At 63.4% G+C, this 25,834-nt stretch carries 18 protein-coding genes; 7 read left to right on the plus strand and 11 right to left on the minus strand.

Annotation, left to right across the window (positions count from 1 at the left end; all coding sequences use genetic code 11):
* Positions 1-9: 9 nt before the first annotated feature.
* Genes V6M50_RS12800 through V6M50_RS12815 form a run of 4 tightly spaced genes read right to left on the minus strand, consistent with a single transcriptional unit; the run spans position 10 to position 5,958 of the window.
* Positions 10-2,394, minus strand: coding sequence for a glycoside hydrolase family 127 protein (locus tag V6M50_RS12800; RefSeq protein ID WP_332818955.1), 2,385 nt, complete (start codon positions 2,392-2,394; stop codon positions 10-12).
* Positions 2,395-2,442: 48 nt separating this feature from the next.
* Positions 2,443-3,366 (minus strand): Gfo/Idh/MocA family protein, encoded by a 924-nt coding sequence (locus V6M50_RS12805; protein WP_332818956.1) that lies wholly within the window; start codon positions 3,364-3,366, stop codon positions 2,443-2,445.
* Positions 3,367-4,347, minus strand: a complete 981-nt coding sequence (araD1, locus tag V6M50_RS12810) for an AraD1 family protein (RefSeq protein ID WP_332818957.1) — start codon at positions 4,345-4,347, stop codon at positions 3,367-3,369.
* A gap of 33 nt (positions 4,348-4,380) precedes the next feature.
* Positions 4,381-5,958 (minus strand): aldehyde dehydrogenase (NADP(+)), encoded by a 1,578-nt coding sequence (locus V6M50_RS12815; protein ID WP_332818958.1) that lies wholly within the window; start codon positions 5,956-5,958, stop codon positions 4,381-4,383.
* A 74-nt stretch (positions 5,959-6,032) separates the two neighbouring features.
* Here V6M50_RS12815 and V6M50_RS12820 point away from each other — a divergent pair, with 74 nt between their 5' ends.
* Positions 6,033-6,905 carry an SMP-30/gluconolactonase/LRE family protein gene (locus V6M50_RS12820; RefSeq protein ID WP_332818959.1) on the plus strand — a complete coding sequence of 291 codons (873 nt, stop codon included), beginning with the start codon at positions 6,033-6,035 and terminating at the stop codon, positions 6,903-6,905.
* A gap of 6 nt (positions 6,906-6,911) precedes the next feature.
* On the opposite strand, the gene V6M50_RS12825 is transcribed toward V6M50_RS12820, so the two are convergent.
* The gene (locus V6M50_RS12825; protein WP_332818960.1) at positions 6,912-8,252 is read right to left on the minus strand and encodes a sugar MFS transporter; all 1,341 of its coding nucleotides are present in this window, start codon (positions 8,250-8,252) and stop codon (positions 6,912-6,914) included.
* A gap of 102 nt (positions 8,253-8,354) precedes the next feature.
* On the opposite strand from V6M50_RS12825, the gene V6M50_RS12830 reads away from it, so the two are divergent.
* Together V6M50_RS12830 and V6M50_RS12835 are read left to right on the plus strand one after the other, a co-directional pair.
* Entirely contained in the window at positions 8,355-9,518 is a 1,164-nt protein-coding gene (locus V6M50_RS12830; RefSeq protein ID WP_443030509.1) for an aldose epimerase family protein, read from the plus strand.
* A gap of 19 nt (positions 9,519-9,537) precedes the next feature.
* Positions 9,538-11,337 (plus strand): IlvD/Edd family dehydratase, encoded by a 1,800-nt coding sequence (locus V6M50_RS12835; protein ID WP_443030510.1) that lies wholly within the window; start codon positions 9,538-9,540, stop codon positions 11,335-11,337.
* A 71-nt stretch (positions 11,338-11,408) separates the two neighbouring features.
* Here the strand turns inward: V6M50_RS12835 and V6M50_RS12840 are convergent, their stop codons facing one another.
* Positions 11,409-12,167, minus strand: a complete 759-nt coding sequence (locus tag V6M50_RS12840; RefSeq protein WP_332818962.1) for a FadR/GntR family transcriptional regulator — start codon at positions 12,165-12,167, stop codon at positions 11,409-11,411.
* 126 nt (positions 12,168-12,293) lie between these two features.
* On the opposite strand from V6M50_RS12840, the gene V6M50_RS12845 reads away from it, so the two are divergent.
* Together V6M50_RS12845 and V6M50_RS12850 are read left to right on the plus strand one after the other, a co-directional pair.
* Positions 12,294-15,071, plus strand: coding sequence for a DUF5695 domain-containing protein (locus V6M50_RS12845; protein ID WP_332818963.1), 2,778 nt, complete (start codon positions 12,294-12,296; stop codon positions 15,069-15,071).
* A 28-nt stretch (positions 15,072-15,099) separates the two neighbouring features.
* Entirely contained in the window at positions 15,100-16,989 is a 1,890-nt protein-coding gene (locus V6M50_RS12850; protein WP_332818964.1) for an Svx/AvrXca family virulence/avirulence protein, read from the plus strand.
* Between the two features lie 108 nt (positions 16,990-17,097).
* Here V6M50_RS12850 and V6M50_RS12855 read toward each other — a convergent pair whose 3' ends face one another.
* From V6M50_RS12855 to traA, 3 genes are all read right to left on the minus strand, one after another.
* Positions 17,098-19,764 carry a TonB-dependent receptor gene (locus tag V6M50_RS12855; RefSeq protein ID WP_332818965.1) on the minus strand — a complete coding sequence of 889 codons (2,667 nt, stop codon included), beginning with the start codon at positions 19,762-19,764 and terminating at the stop codon, positions 17,098-17,100.
* A 323-nt stretch (positions 19,765-20,087) separates the two neighbouring features.
* Entirely contained in the window at positions 20,088-20,540 is a 453-nt protein-coding gene (locus V6M50_RS12860) for a hypothetical protein (protein WP_332818966.1), read from the minus strand.
* Between the two features lie 10 nt (positions 20,541-20,550).
* Positions 20,551-23,463 carry a Ti-type conjugative transfer relaxase TraA gene (traA, locus tag V6M50_RS12865; protein WP_332818967.1) on the minus strand — a complete coding sequence of 971 codons (2,913 nt, stop codon included), beginning with the start codon at positions 23,461-23,463 and terminating at the stop codon, positions 20,551-20,553.
* A gap of 172 nt (positions 23,464-23,635) precedes the next feature.
* On the opposite strand from traA, the gene V6M50_RS12870 reads away from it, so the two are divergent.
* Both V6M50_RS12870 and V6M50_RS12875 read left to right on the plus strand, forming a co-directional pair.
* Positions 23,636-23,959: a conjugal transfer protein TraD gene (locus V6M50_RS12870; RefSeq protein ID WP_332818968.1), complete on the plus strand. Its 324-nt coding sequence runs from the start codon at positions 23,636-23,638 to the stop codon at positions 23,957-23,959.
* Positions 23,960-23,975: 16 nt separating this feature from the next.
* Positions 23,976-24,188, plus strand: coding sequence for a conjugal transfer protein TraD (locus tag V6M50_RS12875; RefSeq protein WP_332818969.1), 213 nt, complete (start codon positions 23,976-23,978; stop codon positions 24,186-24,188).
* A 236-nt stretch (positions 24,189-24,424) separates the two neighbouring features.
* On the opposite strand, the gene V6M50_RS12880 is transcribed toward V6M50_RS12875, so the two are convergent.
* A complete protein-coding gene (locus V6M50_RS12880; protein WP_332818970.1) occupies positions 24,425-24,865 on the minus strand; it encodes a MucR family transcriptional regulator in 441 nt (146 codons plus the stop codon).
* Positions 24,866-24,877: 12 nt separating this feature from the next.
* On the minus strand, positions 24,878-25,807 hold the full coding sequence (locus V6M50_RS12885; protein WP_332819060.1) for a HEPN domain-containing protein: 930 nt from the start codon (positions 25,805-25,807) through the stop codon (positions 24,878-24,880).
* Positions 25,808-25,834 lie beyond the last annotated feature (27 nt).

Here is a 25,834-nt window from a genome sequence, read left to right on the forward strand (position 1 = left end):
CGTTCACGCTCATGTCGTGGCGCTTGGCTTTGCCGTGACGAGACGGATGCCAAAGACCGGCCCCGCGGTGCTGCGATCATGCGGCACGACGCGCACCCGGACCGACGCCTTGCCCTTGGTCAGCGCCGTGGGCACGGGATATTCGACGTCGAAGAATTTGCCCGGCGCATCATGATCGAGCCGCTGGGTCGCGACCAATTGGCCATCGATCAGGATATCGAAGGCGCGCGGACGCTCGTCGCCCCAATAGCTGGCCTGCAGGATCAGCGGCCCCGGCTTCACCTTCATGTTGAATTCGAAGAAACCACCCGAGCGAGCGTCGCGTCCCTGGCGGCCGCGATAGGTGACGGGGTAGCTGATATCGCTCGTCAGATCATGGTCGCGTTCCGGCTGCATCTCGCCCAGGAACATGACATCGACCGAACGCGCCGCGACATCCTTCAGTCGCGCCTGTTCCGCATTGTAGCCCGCCTCCTCGCTTTGCCACGCCGCTTCGGTGAAGCGTTTGAAATAGATCGCGCTGCGGCGTTCATACTGGCGATAGAAGGGTACGAAGTTCAGATTGGCGGGCCGGATCACGCCGCGCGTTTCGTAAATCGCCTTGTCGGCAGCGACCGCACCGAAACCGCCGAGCAGGTCGGCACCGACGAGCGCCGGATCGGCGCGTTCCCATTTCTGCTCCTTTGATCCAAGGTCGGCGGCGAGCACCAGCGGACCGCAGAGCACCGAGACGACGCTCTCGTCCCCCGGCGTCGCTTCGATCCGCAGGTCGAGCGGCAGGGTTATCGCGACCGTATCCCCGGCCTTCCAGCGCCGCGAAACAACCGCATAGCCCCGAACGAACGCGGGCGTCACCGCTTCGCCATTGACGGTCACCTCGGCCTTGCCCGCGGCCCAGCCCGGAACGCGAAGCGCGACCTGGAACGTCCCCGAGCGGAGCTTGTCGAACCGCACCGTCGAGTTGGGCCCATAGGGATAGGTGGTATCGAGCGTCACCGCGGCCTTGCGCGCCGCCCATTCCAACGCGGCCGGGATATAGAGATTGACGTAAAAGGTCCCGTCCTCGCCTTCCCAGAAGATCGAATCGCCATGCTTGGCGTGGCTTTCCATCCCAGAACCGACGCAACACCAGAATGCATCGTCGTCGGTCGACGAATAGCCGCGATCGGTCCCCGACATCAGCGGCGTCATATAGGTAAAGCCGCCGGTGGCCGGGTTCTGGGCGGCCATGACATGATTGAGATGCGCCCGCTCATAATAGTCGAACAGGGCGCCGTCAGGCTCCCACGTCCACAAATGCCGCGTCAGCTTCAGCATATTATAGGTGTTGCAATGCTCGCACGTCGCCTCGGTGATATGTTGCGCGGTCGTGTCGGGTTCGAAGAAATACTCACGGTCGGCGTTACCGCCAATCACATAGCTGTGATGGTGAACGACGCGATCCCAGAAGAAGGAAGCCGCAGTCGCCTTTGCCGGTTCGCCTGTCAGTTCGTGGATCCGCGCAAGACCGATCAGTTTGGGAACCTGCGTATTGGCGTGGAAATTGGCGAGCTTGTCCTCGCGCGCGGCCAGTGGATCGAGAACACGCTTGTCATAGAAAAGCTCGGCCATCGCCAGCCAGCGCTTGTCGTTGGTGCGAGCGTAGAGTTCGGCGAAGCTTTCGTTGATCCCACCATATTCGCAGGCCAGAACCTCCTGCACCTGTTCCGGGGTCAGCGCGGTGAAGACGCCCTCGAAATAGCCGCCGAGCCCGGTCGCGACATCCAGCGCCTTGCGATTGTCCCACGCGCCGTGGATGTTGAGCAGGCCGGCGAACAATTTGTGGACCGTGTAAAGCGGCGCCCACGATCCATTGAGGTCGAAGCCGCCCGAACGGATATCGCCTTTTTTGATTTCGTCGAAAATCTCGATGCCGTCGACGATCGTGCCGTCCTTGCGCTTACGCCCAAGGCCGCCGAAATAGCCGTTGCCGCGCGCCGCCTGCGTTGCTGCGAGCTCATCGACGATATAGTCCGCGCGCCGGCGCATTTCGGGGTCGCCGGTCTGTTGCCAGGTCAGCACCAGCGCCGTCATATAATGGCCGAGCGTATGCCCCGCGATCGTGTCGCTTTCCCAGCCGCCATAGATCGGCGCCTTGGGTTCCATCCCCGCATAGGCGCGGAAATTATGGAGCAGGCGATCGGGGTTGAGGCGGTGGAGATAGGCGCGGTTCACCTCGACTGCCGTCGCATAATCGGACGACTTCAGACGCACGGCGCCGAGCGGAAGCGGCCGCGCCTTGCCGCGCAGGTTGGCCGGGCCGCTCGCCGCCAGCGCCCCCGGCGCATGTGCCAGAATGGCGAGTGTGCCAACGCCGAACATCAACTGCCGACGGCTGGTTTCCCGAAATGACATAATCCGCTCCTCAATATTATCGTATACAGTCATACAATATAATGACTGTCAATCTTCGAAAGGGTCCGTCCCGATCTGGCGGCAGCGCATGAAGGCGTCAGCGACGAGACGGAGCGGGGTCCGGTCCACATCGCTGCTCTCTTCACCGATAAGGCGCGCGAAACGCGCGTAAATTTCAGCATATTCGCGTTCGGGGCCGACATCGCGGGTGACACCATCGATCGCCAGCCGGGCGCCGCCCGCGCCGAGGCAGAGCGTGCCGGCGTCGGTTTCGGCGGTGATGTCCCACGTCTGCGGCCCCCGTTGGCGCCAATCGAAAACGGCGTGGACCGGGGCGCCGTCGATGCCGACCATATCGAGCTCGGCGGCGATCGGCGCAGCGCGGTTGGCCGGGATTTCCAAGCAGCCGTCGCGCAGATAGAAATGCCGCGGCAGGATGTGCGTGGCGATCGACAGCGCATTGATGCCGGGATCGAACACGCCGAAGCCGCCGGGTTCCCATATCCATTGCTGGCCCGGATGCCAGCGGCGGACGTCTTCTTTCCAGACGATATCGACGCGACGGATATCGCGTTCCGCCAGCCAGGCGCGCGCCGGCTCGACACCGGGAGCGTAACGCGAATGCCACGCAGCGAAGAGCGTCGTGCCGGCGGCTTCGGCGAGCCTCGTCAGCGCCTCGACTTCCGCCAGCGTGGCGCCCGGGGGTTTTTCCAGCAGCACATGCTTGCCCGCGCGGATCGCTTTGGCCGCGGCTTCGAAACGGGCCTGCGGGGGCTGGCACATGGCGATCGCGTCAATTGCGATCCCCGCGTTCAACAGCGCGTCCACGGTCTCGAAGACCGGAACCCCGTCGATCGTGCCGGCAAGGCTCGCCGCCGCGACCAGTTCGAATTCGTCCGACGCCGCGATGGCCGGAATATGTTGATCATGCGCGATCTTGCCGAGACCGACGATGGCGATCCGAATGACCATCTAGAGGACTTTCACTTCGGTGGCTGGCGATACTGCCCGGGCGATCGGATTACGGACCGGCAGCGTGAAGGGCGCGGCCTCGATCTCGAATATATCGCCCTCGCGCGTTTCGACCCCCTCGCTGAACGACAGCGTCGCGGTGCCGAAAAAATGAACATGCACGTCGCCCGGACGCCGGAACAGGCCATATTTGAAATGATGATGTTCGAGGTTGGCCATGCTGTGCGACATATTCGCTTCGCCCGACACAAAGGGCTTTTCCCATAAAGTCTGGCCATCGCGCACGATGCGGCTGACCCCTTCGACATGCGCCGGCAATTCGCCGACGAGCAGTTCGGGACCGAGCGCCGCGGGGCGCAGCTTCGAGTGGGCGAGCCACAGATAGTTGCCGCGCTCGGTCACATGGTCCGAAAATTCATTGGCGAGCGCATAGCCGAGACGGACGGGCGTGCCGTCGCCGGCAATCAGATAGATGCCTGCGACCTCGGGCTCTTCGCCCGCATCGAGTGCAAAATCGGGCGACGACAACGGCGCGCCCGGCGCAACGAGCGAGGATCCGTCGCCCTTGTAGAACCATTCGGGCTGCGCTCCCACGGCACCGTCGGCGGGCTTGCCGCCTTCGACCCCCATCAGGAACATCTTCATCGAATCGGTCTGATGCGCAGCGTCGTCCATCGAGCGATGCATCTTGTCGCGGCCTTCGGCCGAACCGAGGTGCGTCAGCCCGGTGCCGGTGAGCAACAGATGCGCCGGATCTTCATGGTCGATCGGCGCGAGCAATTCGACCGATGCAAGGTCGATGGGCGCCCCGTCGCCGAGCGCCGCAACAAGGGCTTCCAGGGTGGCTCCTTCGGCCAGCGCACGACGGGCGAGCGCGAGCGTGCTCGATACGCCGGGAAGCCGCGATGCCGCTGCTCCGTCGCGGATCACCGCCACGCCCCTCTCGCCGTCGGCGCCGCGAAATTGCACCAAACAAATCATACTATCCTCTCCTTATCGCATTCCGTGGTCGCCTCAGGCGAGCGTCAGCACCCCGTCGATGCGCCGCGCAACGCCATAGGGATTGTCCTGCCGCAGCGCGGTCGGCAGCAGGCGGTCGGGCAGGTTCTGGTAACAGACGGGGCGCAGGAAACGCATGATCGCCAGCGCTCCAACCGATGTGGTGCGGCTGTCGCTGGTAGCGGGAAACGGGCCACCATGGACCATCGCGTGGCATACTTCGACGCCCGTCGGCCAGCCGTTGGCCAGAATCCGCCCGGCTTTGCGCGCGAGCAACGGGATCAGCGGAGCGACCAGTTCCTCATCGGCTTCGTCGAACAGCAAGGTCGCGGTCAACTGGCCCTCAAGGCTGCCGACAAGCTGCGCGATCTCTGCCGGATCGGCGGCGCGAACGACGATCGAAGACGATCCGAATACTTCTTCGCCAAGCGCTGCATCATGCGTGAAAGCCGCTGCGTCGGCACCAAAGAGCGCCGCCTGCGCCTGATTTTCGCCATCTCCCGCAGGCCCGCGAGCAACGGTTTCGACCGCGTCATTCGCGCTCAACGCGCCAACGCCCCGCTGAAAAGCCGAATGGATCGCCGGGGTCAGCATTTGCTGCGCGGGCAACTGGCCGAGCGCCGTGGCCGCCGAGGCGACAAAGGCATCCAGATCGCTGCCGTCGAGCGCGATCACCAAGCCGGGGTTGGTACAGAATTGGCCCGCGCCCATCGTCAGCGACCCCGCATAGGCTTCGCCAAGCGCAGCGCCCCGCGCCTTTGCCGCGGCGGGAAACAGAATGACCGGGTTGATGCTCGACATTTCGGCATAGACCGGGATCGGCTCGGCACGCTCACTCGCGATGCGAACCAGCGCGAGGCCCCCGCCGCGCGATCCGGTGAAGCCGACCGCCTTGATGCGCGGATCGGCGACCAGCGCGGCGCCGAGCGCATGGGTCGTACCGGGAAGATAGGAAAACACCCCTTCGGACAAGCCGCAACGCTCCACCGCGCGGCGAATTGCGCGCGCGACCAGTTCGCCGGTTCCCGGATGCGCGGGGTGACCCTTCACGATCACCGGACAGCCCGCAGCGAGAGCCGACGCCGTGTCCCCGCCCGCGACGGAGAAGGCGAGCGGAAAATTGGACGCACCGAACACCGCGACCGGTCCCAGCGCGACGTTGCGGCGACGAAGGTCAGGCCGGGGCAGCGGCGCGCGATCGGGCATGGCGGGATCGATCGTCACATCGATCCATCCGCCTTCGCGGACGATCGACGCAAAAAGGCGGAGTTGGCCGATCGTGCGCCCACGCTCACCCTCGAGCCGCCCGCGCGGCAGGCCGCTTTCGCGCATGGCGCGTTCGATCAGTATATCCCCGATATTGGCGATCTCTTCTGCGATAGCTTCGAGGAACAGCGCCCGTGCCTCAAGCGCAGTTTCGCTGAACGCAGCAAAGGCCTGATCCGCCAGCGCGGCGGCATCGGCAACGTCGACGACGCCCGCATCGTGGAAATCCGGGCCCATGGCCTTACCGGTCGCCGGATCGATCGCGGCGAAGCTGGCCTCGCTGACGCGGTCCGCGAATCCCAGAAGGATGGCGCCTGTAATTTTCATCGTGCACTCCAATAAGTCGGACAGTATACTATTATTCCCCGATTGCAGATTGGCGGGGCAGCGTCAAGGAGAGGATGATGACAATCACGGCCGTTTCGCCCGCCGGAGCGAAGCTTGGAGAAGGCGCGTTATGGGACCCCGATCGCGAAATCCTGTGGTGGGTCGACATCAAGGCGCGCGCACTGCACGCCCATCATGTCGCGAGCGGCGCTAACCATCGGCAAGAATTACCCTTCCGGCTTACCGCGCTCGGACTGGCGCGCGGCGGGATGCTTGTCGCCAGCGGCGATCTCGGTTTCGTACGCCTTGCGGTCGCCGATGATCTTTGGGTTTCCGTCGACAAGGTCATCGCAACGATCGACGAACCCGCCAGCAATCGTTTTAACGACGGCAAGGTCGATGGCGAGGGCCGGTTCTGGGCCGGAACGATGGACGATGCCGAACAGGTAGCGCGAGGATCGCTGTATCGACTCGATCCGGGCGGAACCGTCACGACGGTCCGCAGCGGCATCATGGTGCCCAACGGACCCGCGTTCCTTGCCGATGGCACCATGCTCGTCACCGATTCGGCGGCGCAGCGGATCACCGCGGTCACGCTGGACGCAAGCGGGGCCGCCGTTGCCGAAAGGCCTTTTGCGTCCTTCATCCCCGAGCAGGGCTATCCTGACGGCATGGCGGTCGATGCCGAGGACCATGTCTGGATCGCTTTTTGGGACGGATGGTGCCTGCGCCGCCTGTCGCCCGATGGCCGGATCGTGCGAGAAATTACCCTGCCCGTTCAGCGCCCAACCTGCCCGACGTTCGGCGGCCGTGATATCGACCGTCTCTATATTACCAGCGCCACCGTCGGCCTGACTCCCGATGCGCTGGCACAGCAACCGCTCGCCGGCGCGCTGCTGTGCCTGACCGGCGAAGCGGGTCGCGGTCCGACCCGCTTCGCCGGCTGAGATGCGTCAAAGGGCGCTGGTCCCAGCGGCCCCCGGCGGCTCGACCGCTGCCGGGGCCTCGCCCGAGACGACGGGCTTGGATCCCCACAGCGCGTAGAAGAGGACATAAAGCTCGCACGCCGCGGTGAGCAGGAAGGACATCTGCAATCCATAAAGGTCGGCAAGCCAGCCCTGCACCACGACAAGCGCGCCGCCCGCGATCGCCATGATCAGCAGGCCGGATCCTTCCTCGGTCAACGGACCGAGGCCCCGGATGCCGAGCGCAAAAATGGTCGGGAACATGATCGAATGGAACAGGCCGACAAGGATCAACGACCACATAGCGACCGGGCCGTGGGCAAAGACCGTCACCAACATCACGATGAAGGCGCCGATCGAAAATGTCGCAAGCAATGTTTCGGCGCTGATCCGCTGCATGATTGCCGCGCCCGCAAAGCGTCCGATCATCATCCCGCCCCACAGGAAGGTCAGGTAGTTGCCGGCCTGTTCATGCGTCAGATTCGCGATGTCCGGCTGACTGACGAAATTGACGAACAGGTTGGCGACACCGATTTCGGCGATCAGATAGATGAAGATCGCGGGGATACCCCACACGAGATTGCGGTGCCGCCACAGCGAATGACGCTTGCGCTCTTCGCGGTCGACGCGGCTGGTCGCCGTCCCCATCGCAGGAAGCGGGAAGCGCGCAATGATGACCGCGAGCACGAGAAGCGCGGCGGCGACGAGGCCATAGGGAAGGATCACAGAATGCGCGTCGGCCAACCGCTCAGCCTGCGTCAACACGGTGCCGGCTTCGGCCGTGCCGCCCTTGGACCGGCCGAGAATCAGGTAGGCGCCGAACATCGGTGCGAGCATCGTGCCGGCCGAATTCATCGCCTGTACCAGGTTGAGGCGCGACGAGGCCGTTGCCGGATCGCCGACCACCACGACATAGGGATTGGCGGCAACCTGGAGCAAGCTGATACCGCAAGCGATGACGAACAGCATGACCAGCGTCACGCCATAGGACGGAATGCTGGCTGCGAGCATCATGCCGAGCGAGCCCACCGCCATGATCAGGAGCCCGACCACCAGCGACCGCTGGTATCCAATGCGCTCGATCAGCTTGGCGGAAGGAATCGAGGCCACGAAATAGGCGATGAACCACACCGACTCGATGAGGGTCGTCTGCGTGTAGCTGAGGTCGAACACGCTGCGCAGGTGCGGCAGCAACGTGTTGTTGATCACGGTGATAAAGCCCCACATGAAAAAGAGGCTGGCCAGTAGCGTTAGCGCCGCCGTGTAGCTCTGCGCCGGGCCGACCGTGGGGGTCCCATAGCTTATGGGGGCGCCGGATGGGGCGGGCATGAAGATTTCTCCCTTTTTTTCGCGCCGACAGCAAGCGGTCGCTTTACAATTTGTCTGACTGTATACTATCTTATGCAATCGTCAATCGGTGAGGAGAGGTCCATGTACGTCGTTAGCAGCAGGAAGACGGTGGCGAGTCTGTTTGCGACATGCACCATTATCGCCGCAATGGCCGTCGCGTCGAACGCTTATGCGACCACCGCCGAACGAACCGAACTCGGCAAATTGGCCGACGGCCGCACCGTCGAAACGATCACGCTCACCAATGACGCAGGCGTGAAGGCGCGCATCATCAGCTATGGCGCGACGCTTCAGGCGCTCGAAGCGCCGGACCGCGCGGGGGCCGTCGCGGACATCATTCTCGGCTATGACGACCTCGCCGGTTATGTCGACAAACCCAATTATTTCGGCGTCACCGTCGGCCGCTATGCCAATCGTATCGCAGGTGGCCGCTTTACGCTCGACGGCCGACCCTATCAGCTTCAGCTCAACAACGGCGCCAACTCGCTGCACGGCGGCACAGTGGGTTTCGACAAGCGCCTGTGGACGATCGCGTCGGTCAAGAGCGGCCCGACCGCCAGCGTCACCCTGACGCTGACCAGCGCGGCGGGCGACCAGGGCTACCCGGGCACGCTCGATACCAGTGTCACCTATTCGCTCGACGAGGCGGGGGCGCTGACGATTGATTTCGGCGCAAAGACCGATGCGCCGACGATCGTCAACATGACCAACCATGCGATTTTCAACCTCGCCGGCGAAGGCGGGCCACGCGGCATCCTCGATCACAAGCTGACCCTCGCGGCGCGGCGCTATACGCCGGTGAACGACGCCCTGATCCCGACGGGCGAGTTGAAGCCGGTGGCGGGCAGCGTGTTCGACTTCACCCGGGGACGGGTGATCGGGGACGGCATCCGCGACGGTCGCGATCCCCAGATCGTCGCCGGCCGCGGATATGATCATAATTTCGTGCTCGACAAGGGCGCCACCGCCCAGCCCGAACTGGCCGCCCGACTGGAAGATCCGGAATCAGGCCGCGTGCTCGAGGTGCTGACCACCGAGCCCGGCGTGCAGGTCTACACCGGCAACTTCCTCGATGGCACGCTCGTCGGCAAGCACGGGCATCTTTATCGCATGGGCGACGGCATCGCGCTCGAACCCCAGAAATTCCCCGACACGCCCAACCAGCCGGCCTTCGGATCGGCACGGGTCGATACCGGCAGGCCCTATCATCACCGCATGATCTATCGCGTCTCGACGACGCGCTGATCGCAGGAGCAGAATGTCCATGTCCAACGCCCCGGTTCCCCCGAAGCTTCGTAGCCGCGCCTGGTTCGCGAACGACGAGAATATCGACATGACGTCGCTCTATCTCGAACGCTACCTGAACTTCGGGCTCAGCCTCGAAGAGTTACGCTCGGGCAAACCGATCATCGGCATCGCGCAAACCGGATCGGACCTGTCGCCGTGCAACCGGCACCATCTGATACTCGCTGAGCGCGTGCGCGAGGGAATTCGCGAAGCCGGAGGGATCGCGCTGGAATTCCCCGTCCACCCGATTCAGGAGACGGGCAAACGCCCCACCGCCGGACTCGACCGCAATTTGGCGTATTTGGGCCTCGTCGAAGCGCTCTATGGCTATCCGCTCGACGCCGTGGTGCTGACAACGGGATGCGACAAGACGACGCCGGCCTGCCTGATGGCCGCGGCGACGGTGAACCTGCCCGCCATCGCGCTATCGGTCGGCCCGATGCTCAACGGATGGCACAAGGGAGAGCGGACTGGATCGGGCACCATCGTGTGGAAGGGCCGCCAGATGCTGGCGGCGGGCGAAATCGACGAGGAGGGCTTTATCAAGCTCGTCGCCTCGTCGGCGCCGTCGACCGGTTATTGCAACACCATGGGCACCGCGACGACGATGAACTCGCTGGCCGAGGCGCTGGGTATGATGCTCCCCGGATCGGCGGCGATTCCGGCGCCCTATCGCGATCGTCAGGAAGTCGCTTACCGCACGGGCAAGCGCATCGTCGAAATGGTCGCCGAGGACCTGAAGCCCTCGGACATCATGACGCGAGAGGCCTTCCTGAATGCGATCGTCGTCAACAGTGCGATCGGAGGATCGACCAATGCGCCGATTCATCTGGCCGCGATCGCCCGGCATATCGGCGCCGAGCTGACCATGAACGATTGGCAGGACCATGGGCACAAGATCCCGCTGCTCGTCAATTTGCAGCCCGCCGGAGAATATCTGGGCGAGGATTATTATCGCGCAGGCGGCGTGCCGGCGGTGATCGCGCAACTGATCGGCCAGGGCCTGATTCACGAAAACACAATGACGGTGAATGGTCGCACCATCGGCGAAAATTGCCGAGGCGCCGAAATCGAAGACGAAAAGGTTATTCGCCGGTTCGAACAGCCGCTGATCGAGGACGCCGGCTTCATCGTGCTCAAGGGCAATTTGTTCGATGTCGCGATCATGAAGACGAGCGTCATCAGCGACGAGTTTCGCACTCGCTATCTGTCAAACCCCGAGGACCCTGACGCCTTTGAGGGCTCGGCCATGGTGTTCGACGGGCCCGAGGATTATCATCGCCGCATCGACGACCCCGCACTCGGCATTACCGACAACACCGTGCTGTTCATGCGCGGCGCCGGTCCGATCGGATATCCCGGGGCGGCGGAAGTCGTGAACATGCGCCCGCCGGCCTATTTGATCCGCGAAGGCATCAGCGCCCTGCCCTGCATCGGCGACGGCCGCCAATCGGGCACGTCGGGTTCCCCGTCGATCCTGAACGCATCACCTGAAGCAGCGGCGGGCGGTGGCCTCGCCATCCTGCGCACCGGCGACCGGGTGCGGATCGACCTACGCAACGGAACCGCCGATATGCTGATCGACGCCGGGGAGATTGCGCAGCGCCGGCAGAATCTCGCGGATGCGGGCGGTTTCGCCTATCCAGCATCACAGACGCCGTGGCAGGAAATCCAGCGCCAGCTGGTCGGGCAGATGGACAGCGGCGCCATTCTTGAGGGCGCGGAGAAATATCAGCGCATCGCCCAGACCGCCGGACTGCCTCGCGACAATCATTGATATCGCTCCGCCAGCGCTGCAGCGCAATCAATCGACGGGATTATCGATGCGAATTCAGCTCCCCGTCTCTGTCAATCGGGCTGCAAAGAAATTTCCGTATCAATGAGAGCGAGGCGAATGAGTTCCGCCATTGCCGCGTGGGCGGCGCGCGGATCGCTCGCAGCCACCGCGTCGAACAGCGCGCGGTGATCGGGGATCGGGTCGCGTGGCAGCTCGCGCTTCCGCTGCTTGTAGATGGTGGTCCAGGCGATCGCGGCCATGATCGAGCTGGCCAGCGCAATCACGGCATCGTTCCGGCTCGCCTCAAGCATGACCATGTGGAATTGCTGGTCGGCGAGGCGTCCGGCTTCGGTCGCCAGCCCGTGATGCGCCATGGCCTCAAGCGCATCATGCATTGCCTGCACCTGCTCTTCGGTACGGCGCTCGGCTGCCAGTTCGGCGGCGTTGGGTTCGACGATCATCCGCAATTCGAACAGGTCGTGCAGAAATTTCAAGCTTGGCTCCGCCTCGAACTGCCAGGCGAGCAGGTCGGGATCGAGGAGGCTCCACTGGCGCCGCAGACTGACTCGTGTGCCGGCCTTCGGACGGCTGTCCACCAACCCCTTCGCCGACAAGGTGCGGAACGCCTCGCGCAAGGCAGAACGCGAAATGCCAATCTGTTCGGCATATTCGATTTCGCCGGGGAAAAGATGCCCCTCGGGCAGTTCGCCGGTCAGGATCTGAACAGCCAATTGCTGCGCCAGCGAGCCCCGAAGCCGCTTGCCATTGCCCTGCTGGATGAGCGCCCCCGCGCCTGGCTTAAGGGAAAAGTTCTTGATCTGTCTGTTCATAGTCACTTCTTCTAGCTCCCCGCGCATCCTGTCCAGCATCATTTTTGCGATAAAGTCCTACAATATACTGTATATTGTTTGGAAAAATGCCGCTATCCTGCCCTTCAGACGAAGCGGAGAGAAGCAATGAACCAAAATGCAGTGACAAAATGGCGCCGCGGCAAGGCGGCATTTTCGACGGCGCTGCTCGCGAGCGGGGCTATTGCGCTGGTCGCGGCGACCCCCGTGCTGGTGGCGCAAGAGCCGCCAAAACCGCAGTACAAGCCAATCGCGACGAGCGAATATCGGGTCGGCGATCTTGTCGTCGCACTGCGTGCCGACACGCAGACGCTGGCGCGGCTCTCGCCGGGGACCGAACCCGGATTCAGCTTTGTTCCCACCGCGCGCGAGGCCGAACGGGCCGGCGACGGCTATAACCATATCGGCGACCTCAACCTGCGCGTGCGGGCGTCCGGCGGCGAATGGCGCGATTTCGCGTCGGCGCACGCGCGCCGCGCCATACGCCCGTTGCCCGCTGGCGGAGCGGCGATCGCGGCTGCCGATATCACCGCGAGCATGGGCAGTGACGCGCCGTTCACCGTCGAGCGGCGGTGGTTCGACCAGAAGGGCCAGCTGGCCCTATCCTTCCGCATCGCGAACAAGTCCGATCAGCCGCTGGAAATCGGCGTGCTCGGCATGCCGATGGTCTTCGACAACATCATCACCGACCGCAATCTCGATCAGGCGCACAGCGAAGCCAGCTTCGTCGACCCCAATATCGGCCGCGACGCCGGATATCTGCAAGTGACGCGCCTGAACGGCAAGGGTCCTGCGCTGCTCGTCTTGCCGCAAAAAAACAGCCCGCTCGAAGCCTATCAGCCGCTCAAAAATCCGCGAGAAGCCGAGGTCGGCTCGATCTTTACGGACAAAAGTCAGCGCGGACAGACCTCCGAGGGTTTTTACGACTGGACCGTCCATTCGGCAGGCTATGCCGATCGCGAATGGAAAAAGGCCGGTGAGCAATGGAATGCGCCGACAAGCCGCACGCTACAGCCGGGCGAAAGCATCGACGTCGGGGTCCGCTTTGCCCAAGCGCCATCCATCCGCGCGATCGAGCCGACATTGATCGCGAACAAGCGCCCCGTCGCCGTCGGCATTCCGGGCTATGTCGTTCCGATGGATCAGCAGGCGAGCCTGTTCGTCAAGGCGCCCAGCCGCATCACATCCATCGAAAGCTATCCCGCGGGCGCGATCGAGGCGGTGCGGGCAAGCGACGCCAAGGATTGGACGCGGTTGTCGGTCCGCGGGCGGCAATGGGGCCGAGTGCGGCTGACGCTCGGCTATGCCAATGGTGAGAAGCAGACGGTCAGCTATTTCGTGACCAAGCCGCTCGAACAGACGATGGCCGATCTGGGCCGCTTTTCCACAACGCGTCAATGGTATGAAGGCAAAGACGATCCTTTCGGCCGGTCGCCAGCCATCCTGACCTATGACAATGAGGCGAAAAAGATCGTCGACGTCGAACCGCGCGCATGGATCGCGGGGATGAGCGACGAGGGCGGCGGCGGCAGCTGGGTTGCGGCGACGATGAAGCAGCTCGACAATCCCGATCCCGCCGAAGTTGCCAAGATCGAGCGATTGGTGAACGAAACCGTCGTCGGCCGCCTGCAAGTCGCCGAAGGCCCGCACGAAGGCGCGGTGAAGAAGAGCCTCTTCTACTACGATCCGGCAAAATTTCCGGGCGCCTATGGCGGGTTCGACGCCGACGACTGGAAATCCTGGACGGCCTGGAACGAAAAGGCCGCCGGGGATCTGGGCCGCGCTTATAATTACCCCCATGTCGCGATCGGGCATTGGGTCCTCTATCGCACCGCGCGCAATCACCCGAGCCTCGTCAAGCGTCACGATTGGCGCTGGTATCTGGGCAAAGCCTATCAGACGACCGTCGCGATGATGCGCGATGCCCCCTATTATGCGGAATTCGGGCTGATGGAGGGCGACGTCTTCGTCGACATATTGAAGGATCTGAAGCGCGAGGGGCTGACCGCCGAGGCGACCGAGATGGAGCGGCTGATGAAAGGCCGCGCCGACCATTGGCGCACGCTCCAATATCCCTTCGGGTCGGAAATGCCCTGGGATTCGACCGGGCAGCCCGAGGTTTATGCCTGGATGCGCTATTTCGGCTACGAACCGCAGGCCGACGTCACGCGCGAGGTCATCTTGGGCTATGACCCGACCATCCCGAGCTGGGCCTATAACGGCAACGCCCGCCGCTATTGGGATTTCCTTTATGGCGGGAAATATTCGCGGATCGAACGGCAGATCCACCATTATGGATCGACGCTCAACGCGGTGCCGCTGTTCGATGCCTTCCGGCGCAACCCCGCCGACCTTCACCTGCTGCGCGTCGCCTATGGCGGCATGATGGGGGGCATCACCAACATCGATCAGGACGGTTTTTCCTCGGCCGCCTTCCATGCCTGGCCCGACATGATGAAATGGGATCCCTATAGCGGCGATTACGGGATGGGTTTTTACGGCCATGCGATCGCGGCGGCGACCTATGTCGTCGACGACCCGACGCTCGGCTGGCTGGGCTTCGGCGGCGACGTCGGTGCGGCGAAGGGCAAGATATCGATCACGCCAAGGGACGGCGCACGCGCGCGCCTGTTCATCGCACCCGCCGGCCAGTGGATCACGATGGAAGCAGGCAAAATCGCCAGTGCGACCTACGCCCCGGCGACCGGGCGGATCGAATTGACGCTCGACCCCGCCGACGCGCACACGCCGCACGCGCGCCTGTTCGTCGAGGCCACGACCCCGACAGCGCGGCAAATGACCGTGATCGGTGCGAATACGGAACGCGGCGGCTTCACCGTCCCGCTCGGTACGAAGCCCGTCACCGTCACATTGACCCCGCGCTGATCGCCTTCGCGGCGGAAGGGAACCATTGATGGCCGACATTCGCGCAATCCAAGCGCTGTGGCTCTTCGCGCTCGCCGGGTGCAGCGGGGGTCCGGGTGTCGGCCCCGTGACCCCGCCCGCCTCGAACCCGGCAGCACCATCCGCTCGCGCCGGCGAGACTATGTGCATCGCCGGCGCTTGGTCCGTGGCGGTGACCGACCCGAACGACAAGGTCAACGGCGCGCTGCCCGTGCGTTATGAAACGACGCATTTTGCATTCCGCTGGCAGGGCGATCTCGTGCCGATGGCCGATGCCCGCACCGCCGGCGAGCATCTGGAGTTCGTCTGGGGCGAATTCATCGATCGGATCGGCTTTCCCGAACCCGATTGCCGCGATACCGAAAAGCGGAAGGCCAATATTTATGTGGCGGCAGATTATGGGCTGTCGGGCGGGGCCGACGAGCTTGGTCAGATGGGGATGTGGATCGGCCCCGGCGGCGTGCGCGATCGCTTCGGTCTCGCGCACGAATTCGCCCACGCGTTGCAGGCAAAAACCGGCGCCTATCGCGCCTCGCCCTATTCGCAATGGCTTTGGGAAAGCCACGCGAACTGGATGGCGCTTCAACTGCCCGAGTTTAGAAGCAACACCCATTGTTCGGTTCTGTCGGTCAATTATCCGCACCTCTATTACGGCTCGTCGCGGGTCCGCTACTGCAACTGGCAGTTCCTCGAATATATCAAGAACCGCTTCGGCTATCCGGCGGTCAATGCGCTGTGGTCGGACGCGCCGAAGGACATGGATGCCGAAGGGACGAGCGCCGATCCTATCGCGGTGCTGATGCGCAGCCGCGGCTGGACGCTCGCGCAGCTCAACGACGCCTTCGGCGACTGGGCGATGCGCAACGCCAGCTGGGACTATGTCAATCCCGACGGCACCGATCAGGGCGCGGTCTATCGCCGCGAATATGGCGGCTATGAGGCCCAAGCCGGCGACCGGCTGCGACGCACGACGATTCTCGATCCGATTGACCTCGACCGGCGCCGCTTTGCGGTACCCGCGGCGTGGGCGCCGCAGCGCTGGGGTTATAATATCGTCCGCCTGCACCCCGACGCCGACGCGAGCAGCGTGACCGTCACGTTCCGCGGCGTCACCCAAGACGCATCGGCGACGGCGGCGCTGCCGGGACTGGCCAATGAACCGGCGGCGATCCCCCCTCCCTCCTCCGGCTGGCGCTGGGGGATCGTGGCGGTCGGCGGATCCGGCCGCGCACGTTATTCGCCGCTTGAGCGCGGTGCCGACGGACAGGCGACGCTGCCGCTGCTGCACGGCGACCAGGGCCTCTACCTGATCGTTATGGGCGCCCCCGACAGCTTTCACCATATCGGCGCCGAGCAGCCCTATTATTCGATCTACCGCTATCCCTGGATGGCCGCATTCGAAGGCGCACTGCCCGAGGGATTCCAGCCGGGCGCTTCGGCGCCGGCATCGGGCGGTCATCGCCATCCGAACGGCGGCGGCTGGGTTGCGGCGGGTGCGACGGTGGACCCAACCGCCTATGTCGGCCCCTGGGCGCGCGTTCTGTCGGGGTCCGTACGCGACCATGCCCGCGTAGAGGATCATGCCGTCGTCGATGGCGGCCAGCTCCTCGGCAATGCCCGCGTCAGTGGCCTGTCGGTGATCCGCGGCAACACGATCGTCAAGGAGCGCGCGCGCGTCGACACCGCATTCGTCGGCCTTGGCGAGTTTGAACGGGATATCGTCCTGTCGGGCACCGCCCAGAATGTCGGCGACGTCGAACAGCGCGGCGCGTCGTTCACAAAGGGTGTCTATTATGGCTTCGTCGATCAGGCGGCGGCGGACGATCCCGCGCGCGGCGCCAGGCTGGCGGCGTCCGTCGCCGAAATCACGGCAAAGCCGGTCTATATCTGGCGGCCGTAACGGCGGCGATCTCGACCGGATCGAACGGCGCCCAACCTCTTCAAAACGGCAAATGGCCGCGACATGGACATGTCGCGGCCACTACAACCAATCGAAGACGCGCCGCGATCAGAAGCGGAAACGAACGCTGCCCTGCACGGTACGCCCAAGCGTGCGAACGCCAAGCGGCAGCAGGTTTTCCTTCCCGAAATAGCGATAGACGTCGTGTCCGAGGATATTGCCGCCCTCGAGCGAGAGCGTCATCCACTTCACCGGCGTGTAGTTGATCGCCGCGTCGAGGCGGTAGGTATCGTCATTATACCAGGAGTAGTCGGGATTCTGCGTCCAGACGAACAGGCGATAGGATGAGCGGTAATTGAGCGCGACGCGGGCGCTGAACTTTGGCGTGTCATAAAAGAGCGCCGCATTCGCCGTCCATTTCGACGTGTTGGGCGAATCGAACGCACCAGGGAATTCCTCGGGATAGGGATATTCGACCCGCGCCTTCAGGACATGGCTGGCGTTGAGGCTGATCCCGAAATTCTTCGCAAAACCGGGAAGGAAATCGAAAAAGCTCTGAACCGACCCTTCGATGCCCGCGAAGGTGCCATCACCCGCGTTGCGCAATTGCTCGACAAAGCCTGTCTCGCCTGGAAATCCGTACATGTCGAGCGGCTGGTCACCCTCGCGGCTATAATAGAAGAAGTTCGTCGCCTTCTTGTAATAGCCTGCCAGCGAAACCAGCCCGCCGCGGCCGAAATAATATTCGGCGCTGATGTCGAACGCGCGTTCGCGCTGCGCCTCCAACGCCGGATTGCCCGCAAAGATGATTTTCGGATCGGCCCGCGTTTCGGCGAAATAGAAGGGACGCGTGTCATAGAAGCTCGGGCGCTGGACATTCGTCGTGTACGACAAGCGCAGTTGCAGCTTCGGCGTAAAATGGAGCAGCGCGGTAAAGCTCGGCAGGATGTCGGTATAATTGCCGCGGCCCGGCGATTCCTCGACGATGTCCTGGAAACCGTTCGATGCGTCGCCGGGACGGAAGTTGAAGCTGTTCGAACTGCCCCATGTATTGACGTAACGCACGCCCGCCGACCCGTCGATCGGGAAGCCCAGCGCATCGAAGCCATAGTTGAGCTGGCCATAGAAGGCGAAATTATTCTCGGTCGACCGGAAGGTCTGACCGCGATCGCTCGGCGGGAATTCGCTTGAGAAACGTTCGGCGTTGCCAGGATCATATTGCTGAATATAGCCGCGTATGGCGTCGATGTTCCGGAGGGCACTGGCCCCGGGAATACGGTACCAGGTCAGGCTGTCGATACCACCGATGGTCGGTCCGGTCAGGCTGGCGTCACCGCCGCCGGGAAAATCGGTGAGCGGCGTTCGCGCCCCGCCGATGCGAGGGAAACCGTCGCGATAGCCATAATAGCGACTCGTCAGGCGGCGGTTGTAACGAAAGCCCACTTGGAGGTTGCGCAGGAAATGCGCGTCGCTGAGTCGCAGCGTCAGGTCTGCTTGCGCTGCGAATTCCTTATTCTTCGACCCGCCCCGATTGTCCTGGAAACGGTCGACGACATATGAGCTGACATCGTCAAGATCGACGCCGTTGAAGGTGATCGCCGGCACCCCGCCCTTGTACTGGTCCGACATGAAGTCGACGCTCGCCGAGGTCAGCGCGCCGGGACGCAAAATCTGTTCGACGAAATAATTGCCTTCGTTGCTCCAGTTATACTGGACGCTGGCATTGATCTGGGCGCGATCGCCGCGCCAGTGCGTCTCGAAATTGGTCGTGTAAAGGTTCGAGTGGAACGAATTGTAGAGCGAGTCGATCCCCCCGGCAATCCCGTTCGGGTTGGAGACGGTGAGCGACTTTACTGTCGTGCCGTCGGGCATGAGCACGACGTCGCTGTAGCTGCCCGCCGGCATGAAGGGCATGTCCTGCACATACAGCCGTTCGACCGAGCGCTTTTCGCGCGATCCGAGATAGCCGCCTTCCAGCACGAAATCGAGATTGTCGCTCGGCTTCCACTGGAGCACCGCGTTGATCGATGGACGCGTCACATGACCTTCCTCAAGGCCATATTGGGCGCGATAGGGGATCACCACCGTCGAACCGTCGATCGTCGTGTCGAAGGGCGATTCACTCTCGATAAAATTTTCGTCGTAGAAATTTTTGGCCCACGACGCATTGATCAGAAAGCCGATCTCTCCATCGCCTGCGTTCATCCGGTTGGCGACGAGCAGGCTGCCATAGGGGCTCGTCTTCTTGGCGATGTCGTCATACACGCCGCGCGCACTGCCCGCGATCGTCCAGCCACGATTGAGGTCCATCGGGCGGCGCAGTTCGACGTTGACGGTGCCCGCGATCCCGCCCTCGACCTGGTCCGCCGTGCGCGTCTTGTAGACGTCGACCTGCTTCAGCAGTTCGGCCGGAATGTCGGCGAGATTGAGCGAGCGACCATCGCCAAGATTGGTCTGATTGCCGTTGATCGTAGTCTGGATTTCGGAAAGGCCGCGGATCGTGACGTCCTGCCCTTGCCCACGCGCGCGGTCGATCTGCACACCGGTCACGCGCGATAGCGCGTCGGGCACATTATTGTCGGGGAGCTTGCCGACGTCTTCGGCGACCACCGAGTCGACGATCTGTTTCGACTTGCGTTTGGTGTCGTTGGCTGCCTCGACACTGCCCCGGATGCCAACGACGATGATCGTCGCATCATCGGGCGTTTCGATCTCGTCCGCAACGGCATCCGATTCCTGCGCCGCCACATCCGTCGGCAGGCACCCAATCGTCATTGCCCCAAACGCCGCCGAACACAGGATCGCCGATTTAATCCGCATAGCCCTACCCTCCCATTTTTGTTTCGATTCGTTAACTCCTACAATATATCGTATACTGTCCGTCATTAAACTGCAAGCCAGCTTGTCTGCGCGAGTACGATTCCTTTTCGACGCAGCGGACGACTGGCTTTCGGGAAGCAGGCGGGTCAGCGCAACGCGCATTCGGGATGAACTTGGTGCGTGACCGCGGCTAACAACTTACGTCCGTGGCACCGAACGGCGGCTTTCGGGCGGGCACGTCTCAAACGGCTACGACCGAGATCAGGCGCAAACCTGCCTCAACCGAACGCCCGCATGATGAGCACGACAAGCGAAGCTCCTACCGCCGCGCCGCCGCCCGCAAAATAATAGTAGCGCATCTGCTGTGCCTCTGCGCCATCGGCCTGCCGGACCAGTTCGCGGAGCTGAGCGTAAATCGTCACGACATTCTGGTGGGCCTGCTGCACGAGCCGACGGTCCTCATCCCGCGCTTGCACGCTACACCGAACCATCTCGGCGGCAAAATCCGTCGGCGTTGTTGCAAGTGCGGGCTTTCCTTCGATCTCGGTCAGACGGCGATCGAGACCGCCAAGATATTCGACGATGCGGCGAAGCTCGTCGGTATAGTCCGGCATCTTCTCTCGCGCGGCGGTCAGTCCTTCAAGTGCGGTCTGCAGGAGGGCGATTTGACCGCGCAGCGCGTTGAACGCTTCTGCGGGATCGGCGGATTGCGGAAGTATATTTTCAGCCATGGGTTCGGGTCTAGAGCGACAATCCTCTGTCGCGCGAGCGGCCGAGCCATTGCTGGAGGTCATGCGACAGCGATCCTGTCGCAGAAGGTTTCAGGCCCAGCTCGGCGCGTCGAACTCGAAGCAGCGACTCGAGCTGCGGGTCGCGTTGCAGGCTCTTCGCCATTTCGGCAAGACTGGCGCGGACCTTGTTCGATGCCCCGATGTCAGCGCCTTGCCGCAGCTTGCGATAGCGGTCCGCCTCCCTCGACCAATGCTCGACGAACGCATCGGCGCGCTGCGCGATCTCGATACGGGCGCCGCGCTGACGCTCCATCGCCTTGATCGCATCGGCGGTTCGTCCTTTCGAGGCTTCGATCACCAGGCGCTCGTCTGCCAGGAGAGCGGCACGCAGATCCGCCGCGGCGCCGGGCCGCAGTCCATTCAGTTCGCGCGCGGCATCCTGATAAGCCTTCTGCTCGTGCATGAGCGGCTCGCGGTTCGCGCGCGCGACCTCGATCAACTTGCCCGCCGCGCGCGCGAAGCGCTCGATCGCCTTGTCGATCGGCGGACGCGTAGGAGTTGGATCGAGTGCTCGAGCATCGATGCGGATGTTGCTGAAGGTCGGTCGGCGCAGTTCGGGCGGCGGCGCATTGACGCGACCGTCAAGAGCAATCGGGCGCGTCAGCTTCAGGCCATCGAAAATGCTGCGCTTGGGCGTTGCGGTTGGCGCCGTGGGCGCTACCCGATAATCGCTCGCCATATCCTTGCCGCGTTCGCGCGACGCAGCGCGGACAAGCTTGTTCTGGCTCGCAAAATCGTCGCGTCCATAGTATAAATCGACCCGCTCGCGGTGCCTGGATAGCGCGACGTAGGTCGAGTGGCTGTCTACCCCCGGTGTCGCGAGCACCTGCACCCGGTCGACGGTCATGCCTTGGGCTTTGTGAATGGTCGCGGCATAGCCGTGATCGACATGGGCATAGTCCTTCAGGTCGAACGCGACAGCGCGCCCGTCGTCGAGCATCACCGCCATGCGGAACTGGTTCGCGCTCTGGACCGTGCCGAGCGAACCATTCTTTACGCCCATGCCGCGCTCGTTCTTGAGGAACATGATGCGGTCGCCTGATGCAAAGTCGCGTGCGCCGCGTTCGGCCCCGATCCGTGTGTCAGGGCCGAGCGCGCCGCTCGCGCGCATCCGTTCGCGCGCCACCGCGTTGAGCAGGCCGACTTCATCATTGGTGTGCGTGAGGATGATCCGGCTCGCATTTGGGTGCTGCTGACGATCGCGATCCCAGGCATCGACGAGCTCGGCGCGCGTAGCTTCGCGCGTGTCGGCGGCATGAACCTGCCCGGCCTCGGCATAACGCCCGATCGCCTCGCCGGTTCGCCCGGTGGCGAGTTCGCGCGTGGCATCGCGCTGCCATTCTTCATGCTGCCGACGGATGGATGTGATCTCGACTGCGCCGTGGCGCTCGGCGGCGGCGCGGAACGCCGCGCCCGCCTCGATCGCCTGCAACTGTTCGGGATCGCCGACCAGCACCACCTTGGCGCCCTGCTTCTCCGCTTCGGTCACGACACGCTCAAGCTGACGTGTCCCGATCATACCGGCCTCGTCGATGACGAGCACATGTTTGTTGGTGAGCCGCTCACGGTCATTGGCCCATTGATGTTCGAGGCTGGCGAGCGTCCGCGAGGTGATGCCCGAGCCATGTTCCAAGCCCTCGGCGGCGATGCCCGACAGCGCGGCGCCCTGCACCTGATAGCCTGCCGCCTCCCACGCCTCACGCGCAACGCCGAGCATCGCGCTCTTGCCGGTTCCGGCATAGCCAATGACGTTGCTGACACCGCGCGCCGACGTGACATGTTCAAGCGCGCCACGCTGCTCGGTCGACAGATCGAGGCCGCGGCCGCTAGCGCGCGCTAAAGCAAGCTCGCGATACCGGTCGGCGACACCATGGTTGCGGCGCGCGTCGAGCGTCGCGGTCGTGCGTTCGAGCCGCTGCTCGGTCTCGATCATCGCGCGCGACGTGAACCGGTCTTCCCCGCGACCGTCTTTGCCCAGCTCGACCAAATCGGGCAATGTCTTCACGGCCGCCATCACCGCATCGAACTGCTCCTTGCCGTCGCTGTTCCGGTGAACGAACATGGCAAGGTCGCGGTTCGTAAAGGTCGCCTGCCGGTGCGTGATCGCGTCGAGCGCGATCGATGGATTGGCGATGATCTTCTCGCCGTTCGTTCGCGCGATCTCGATATGCTCGCCGTGCCGGTCGGCATCGAGCCCTTCGGCCGCCATGCGCGAGGCCGCGGGGCCGATCTTGTTCTGCGGTTCGAGGTCAACGCCCTGCGCTTCCAGGGTGCGATGATCGACGCGTGCGTCGATGTCGAGCGATGCCAGGCGTTCATTGACATGATCGGCCCACGCCTCGCGCCAATGGGTCAGCAGCTCGGTGCGGTTCCAGTCGCGCACCTTGGCGCCGAACTCGGCCGATCCATCCTCGCCGATGCGGATCTCGCGCATCGTCAGCATGACATGCGCGTGCGGCTTCGCAAGCCCGTCGGCGCCAATGTCCCAATGGACATTGAGGTCAGCGACCATACCGCGCGCGACGAACTCACGTTTGACGAAGTCGCGCGCGAGCGCGATCCCCTGCCCTTCGGTCATCTCGCGCGGGATCGCGAACTCGATTTCGCGGGCGAGCTGGGCATCCTTGCGGACCTCCGCCGCCTCGACATCATTCCAGAGCTTCTCGCGGTCTTGCCATTCCTCGGGCGCGCCTTCGGGCAGCAGCACTTCGCTGTGAACGACACCCGCCTTGTTCGAGAAGTCGTGGCTGCGGCCGAGGCGCTCGTCGTGCAGCCGATCGGCCGAACGATAGGCCGCAGCCGCGACCGCGCTGCTGCCGGCAGCGCGCGAAATGACTTTTGCCGAGAAATGATACAGCGCCATAGCGCCGTACCATTTACAGCAAAACGAGCACGTCGGCACGACGTATAAGCGCGCCCTCACACGATTTCATCGCGCTCGGGATCGCAACATCTCAAGGGATTTCAGCTGCTTGAACGGCGATGAGGCTCGGCATAGCTGGTTCGTCCGACCCTCACCAACGGAAGGACAGACAATGCGCAAACCCCGTGATTTCGATGCCGAACTCCAGGCGCTGACCGACAAGACCAAGGCGCTCAAGACGAAAAAACAAGGCCAGCTCGGCGAGCTGGTGATCGCAACAGGCGCCGACGCGCTGTCGATCGAGGAGCTGGCGGGCGCGCTGATCGAAGCCGCTGGATCGGACGGGGCGCGGAAGGAGGCGTGGCGCAAAAGCGGCGCAGCCTTCTTTCGCAATGACGGCGCCCGTGCTCGCAAAGGCGCTGGCCGCAACGCGAGCAGCGCATCGGCGATCCGTGCAGGCGCGGAACCGTCTTCAGGCGAAGCGGGCGCGGCATGACACGCGGGCGTGGCAGGTGAAGCGTCGCGAGCGGACGCGCCAGCTGATCGAGCTCGGCGGACTTGTCGCCAAGGCGGATCTGATAGAGCTGACGGGTGATGATCGCGCGGCCATTCTCGGGCTGCTCGTCGAGGCAGCCGCTACGCTACGCGGCGAACGACGCGAGGAACAGTTGATGTTATGGCGCCGCCGGGGGCGGCGCGCCTTCGACCCGGAAAATTGCCGATAGCATCAGACTGTCAATCGAGCGTTGCTTCGTCCTCCGAAGTGGCATCGACGCCGCTCTGGGCGGACGGCTGATCAACCGGCTTAAAGTCGACCGCACCCGATTCAGCTCCAGGAGCTTCGGCTGGCTCGGGTCCAGCCGAACAACCCGACGCGAGCAGCAGAAGTGTCGCCGCCGCCATCATCTTAAGCGTCACGCGCAGTCCCCATCATTGATGTCGGAGAGATTCCCCGTCAAAACTATTTAGCCTTGGCGCGGCCGCGCGCGGCGGGCTTGCGACCGCCGCCGCGGCCCTTGGTGCCGAGACCGATCTGCTTGGCAAGTTCGCGGCGCTTCTCGGTGTAGTTCGGCGCGGTCATCGGATATTCTTTCGGCAGATTCCATTTCGCGCGATACTCGTCGGGCGTCATGCCGAAATTGGTCATCAGATAGCGGCGCATCATCGTGAGCTTTTTGCCGTCTTCGAGGCAGACGATGTAGTCGGGCTTCACCGACGCGCGCACCGACACGGCGGGCTGCTGCGGTTCGGGTTCCGGCTCGGCGTTCGCGGAAAGACCGGCGAGCGCCTCGTGCACCGATCGGATGACCAGCGGGATATCCGATATGGCGACGCTGTTGTTGCTGACATGGGCAGCAACAATATCGGCGGTCAGCGTGACCAGCATTTCGGTATCTTCCATGGTGTCCTTTCCCTATCCCGCGTCGCGCGCGGTGTTTTCGAGTTCGGCAATGCGCTCATTGCAGATGGTTTCGACGATGGCGGCAAGTTGCTCAACGCGATCGCCAAGCCACGCGAGTTCTTCCTCGGTGATCTTATAATGCTTCGAGTAGCGCGCCTTTACATATGCGTCTTTGAGCTTTTCGAAACGGGCGCGATCGGGGCGATCTTCGCGCGGCCAAGCGTCAATCAGGCGCGGATCGATCTGCTCTGCCTGCGTCCTCAGAAAGCCGAGATTGTGAACGTGGGGCGAGTAAAACCGACAGACCAAGAGGACGCAATTATAAAGGCTCTCTACGGCTTGGTGATATTCGAAAGCCGCGTGCTTCGGTAACTCCTCGACAATTGCATATCGCGCCAACTTTTCGCGACCGCGCGCAGCTGGCAGCCATTCCTCAAAATACTCCCGCGCCATATCGAGCGCGGCATGCGGCATCATCGGCTTCGGCTCGGCCAGCTCGCTGTCATGGTCCTGATAGAGCGCGATGCCATCGCGCGCGACGTCCATGAAGAAATAGCGCCCGCCGAGCAGCCCGTTGTTCACTTCCTGCAAACTGTGAACGATGAAATTGACCGGCGTGCGAAGCGTCTTGGTCACGCCAAACTCACGGATCAGTCGGTCGTCGAGCTTCGCCCAATATTCGACGCGATCGGTAAGCCGCTTGTCGCTGACAATGATGAGCAGGTCATAGTCTGACTGATAGCCCTTGGCGGTGTGGGGTTCGTCGACCCAGCCGCCGCGCGCGTAGCTGCCGTAGAGAATGATCTTCGATATCCGCCCCTTCTTCTTCCAGCCCTGGGTGGCGAGCGCCAGCGCATCCTCGAACTCCTCGAAGATGATCTGCACGACGCGCTCTAGCTCGCGCTGTTTGTGCGGGGGAAGATGATCGATGTCGCTGCGCATGTCGGGTTCAACCTTAGAAAGGCGTTC

It is taken from the genome of Sphingopyxis sp. (assembly GCF_036675685.1).
In the GTDB taxonomy this organism is placed as follows: domain Bacteria; phylum Pseudomonadota; class Alphaproteobacteria; order Sphingomonadales; family Sphingomonadaceae; genus Sphingopyxis.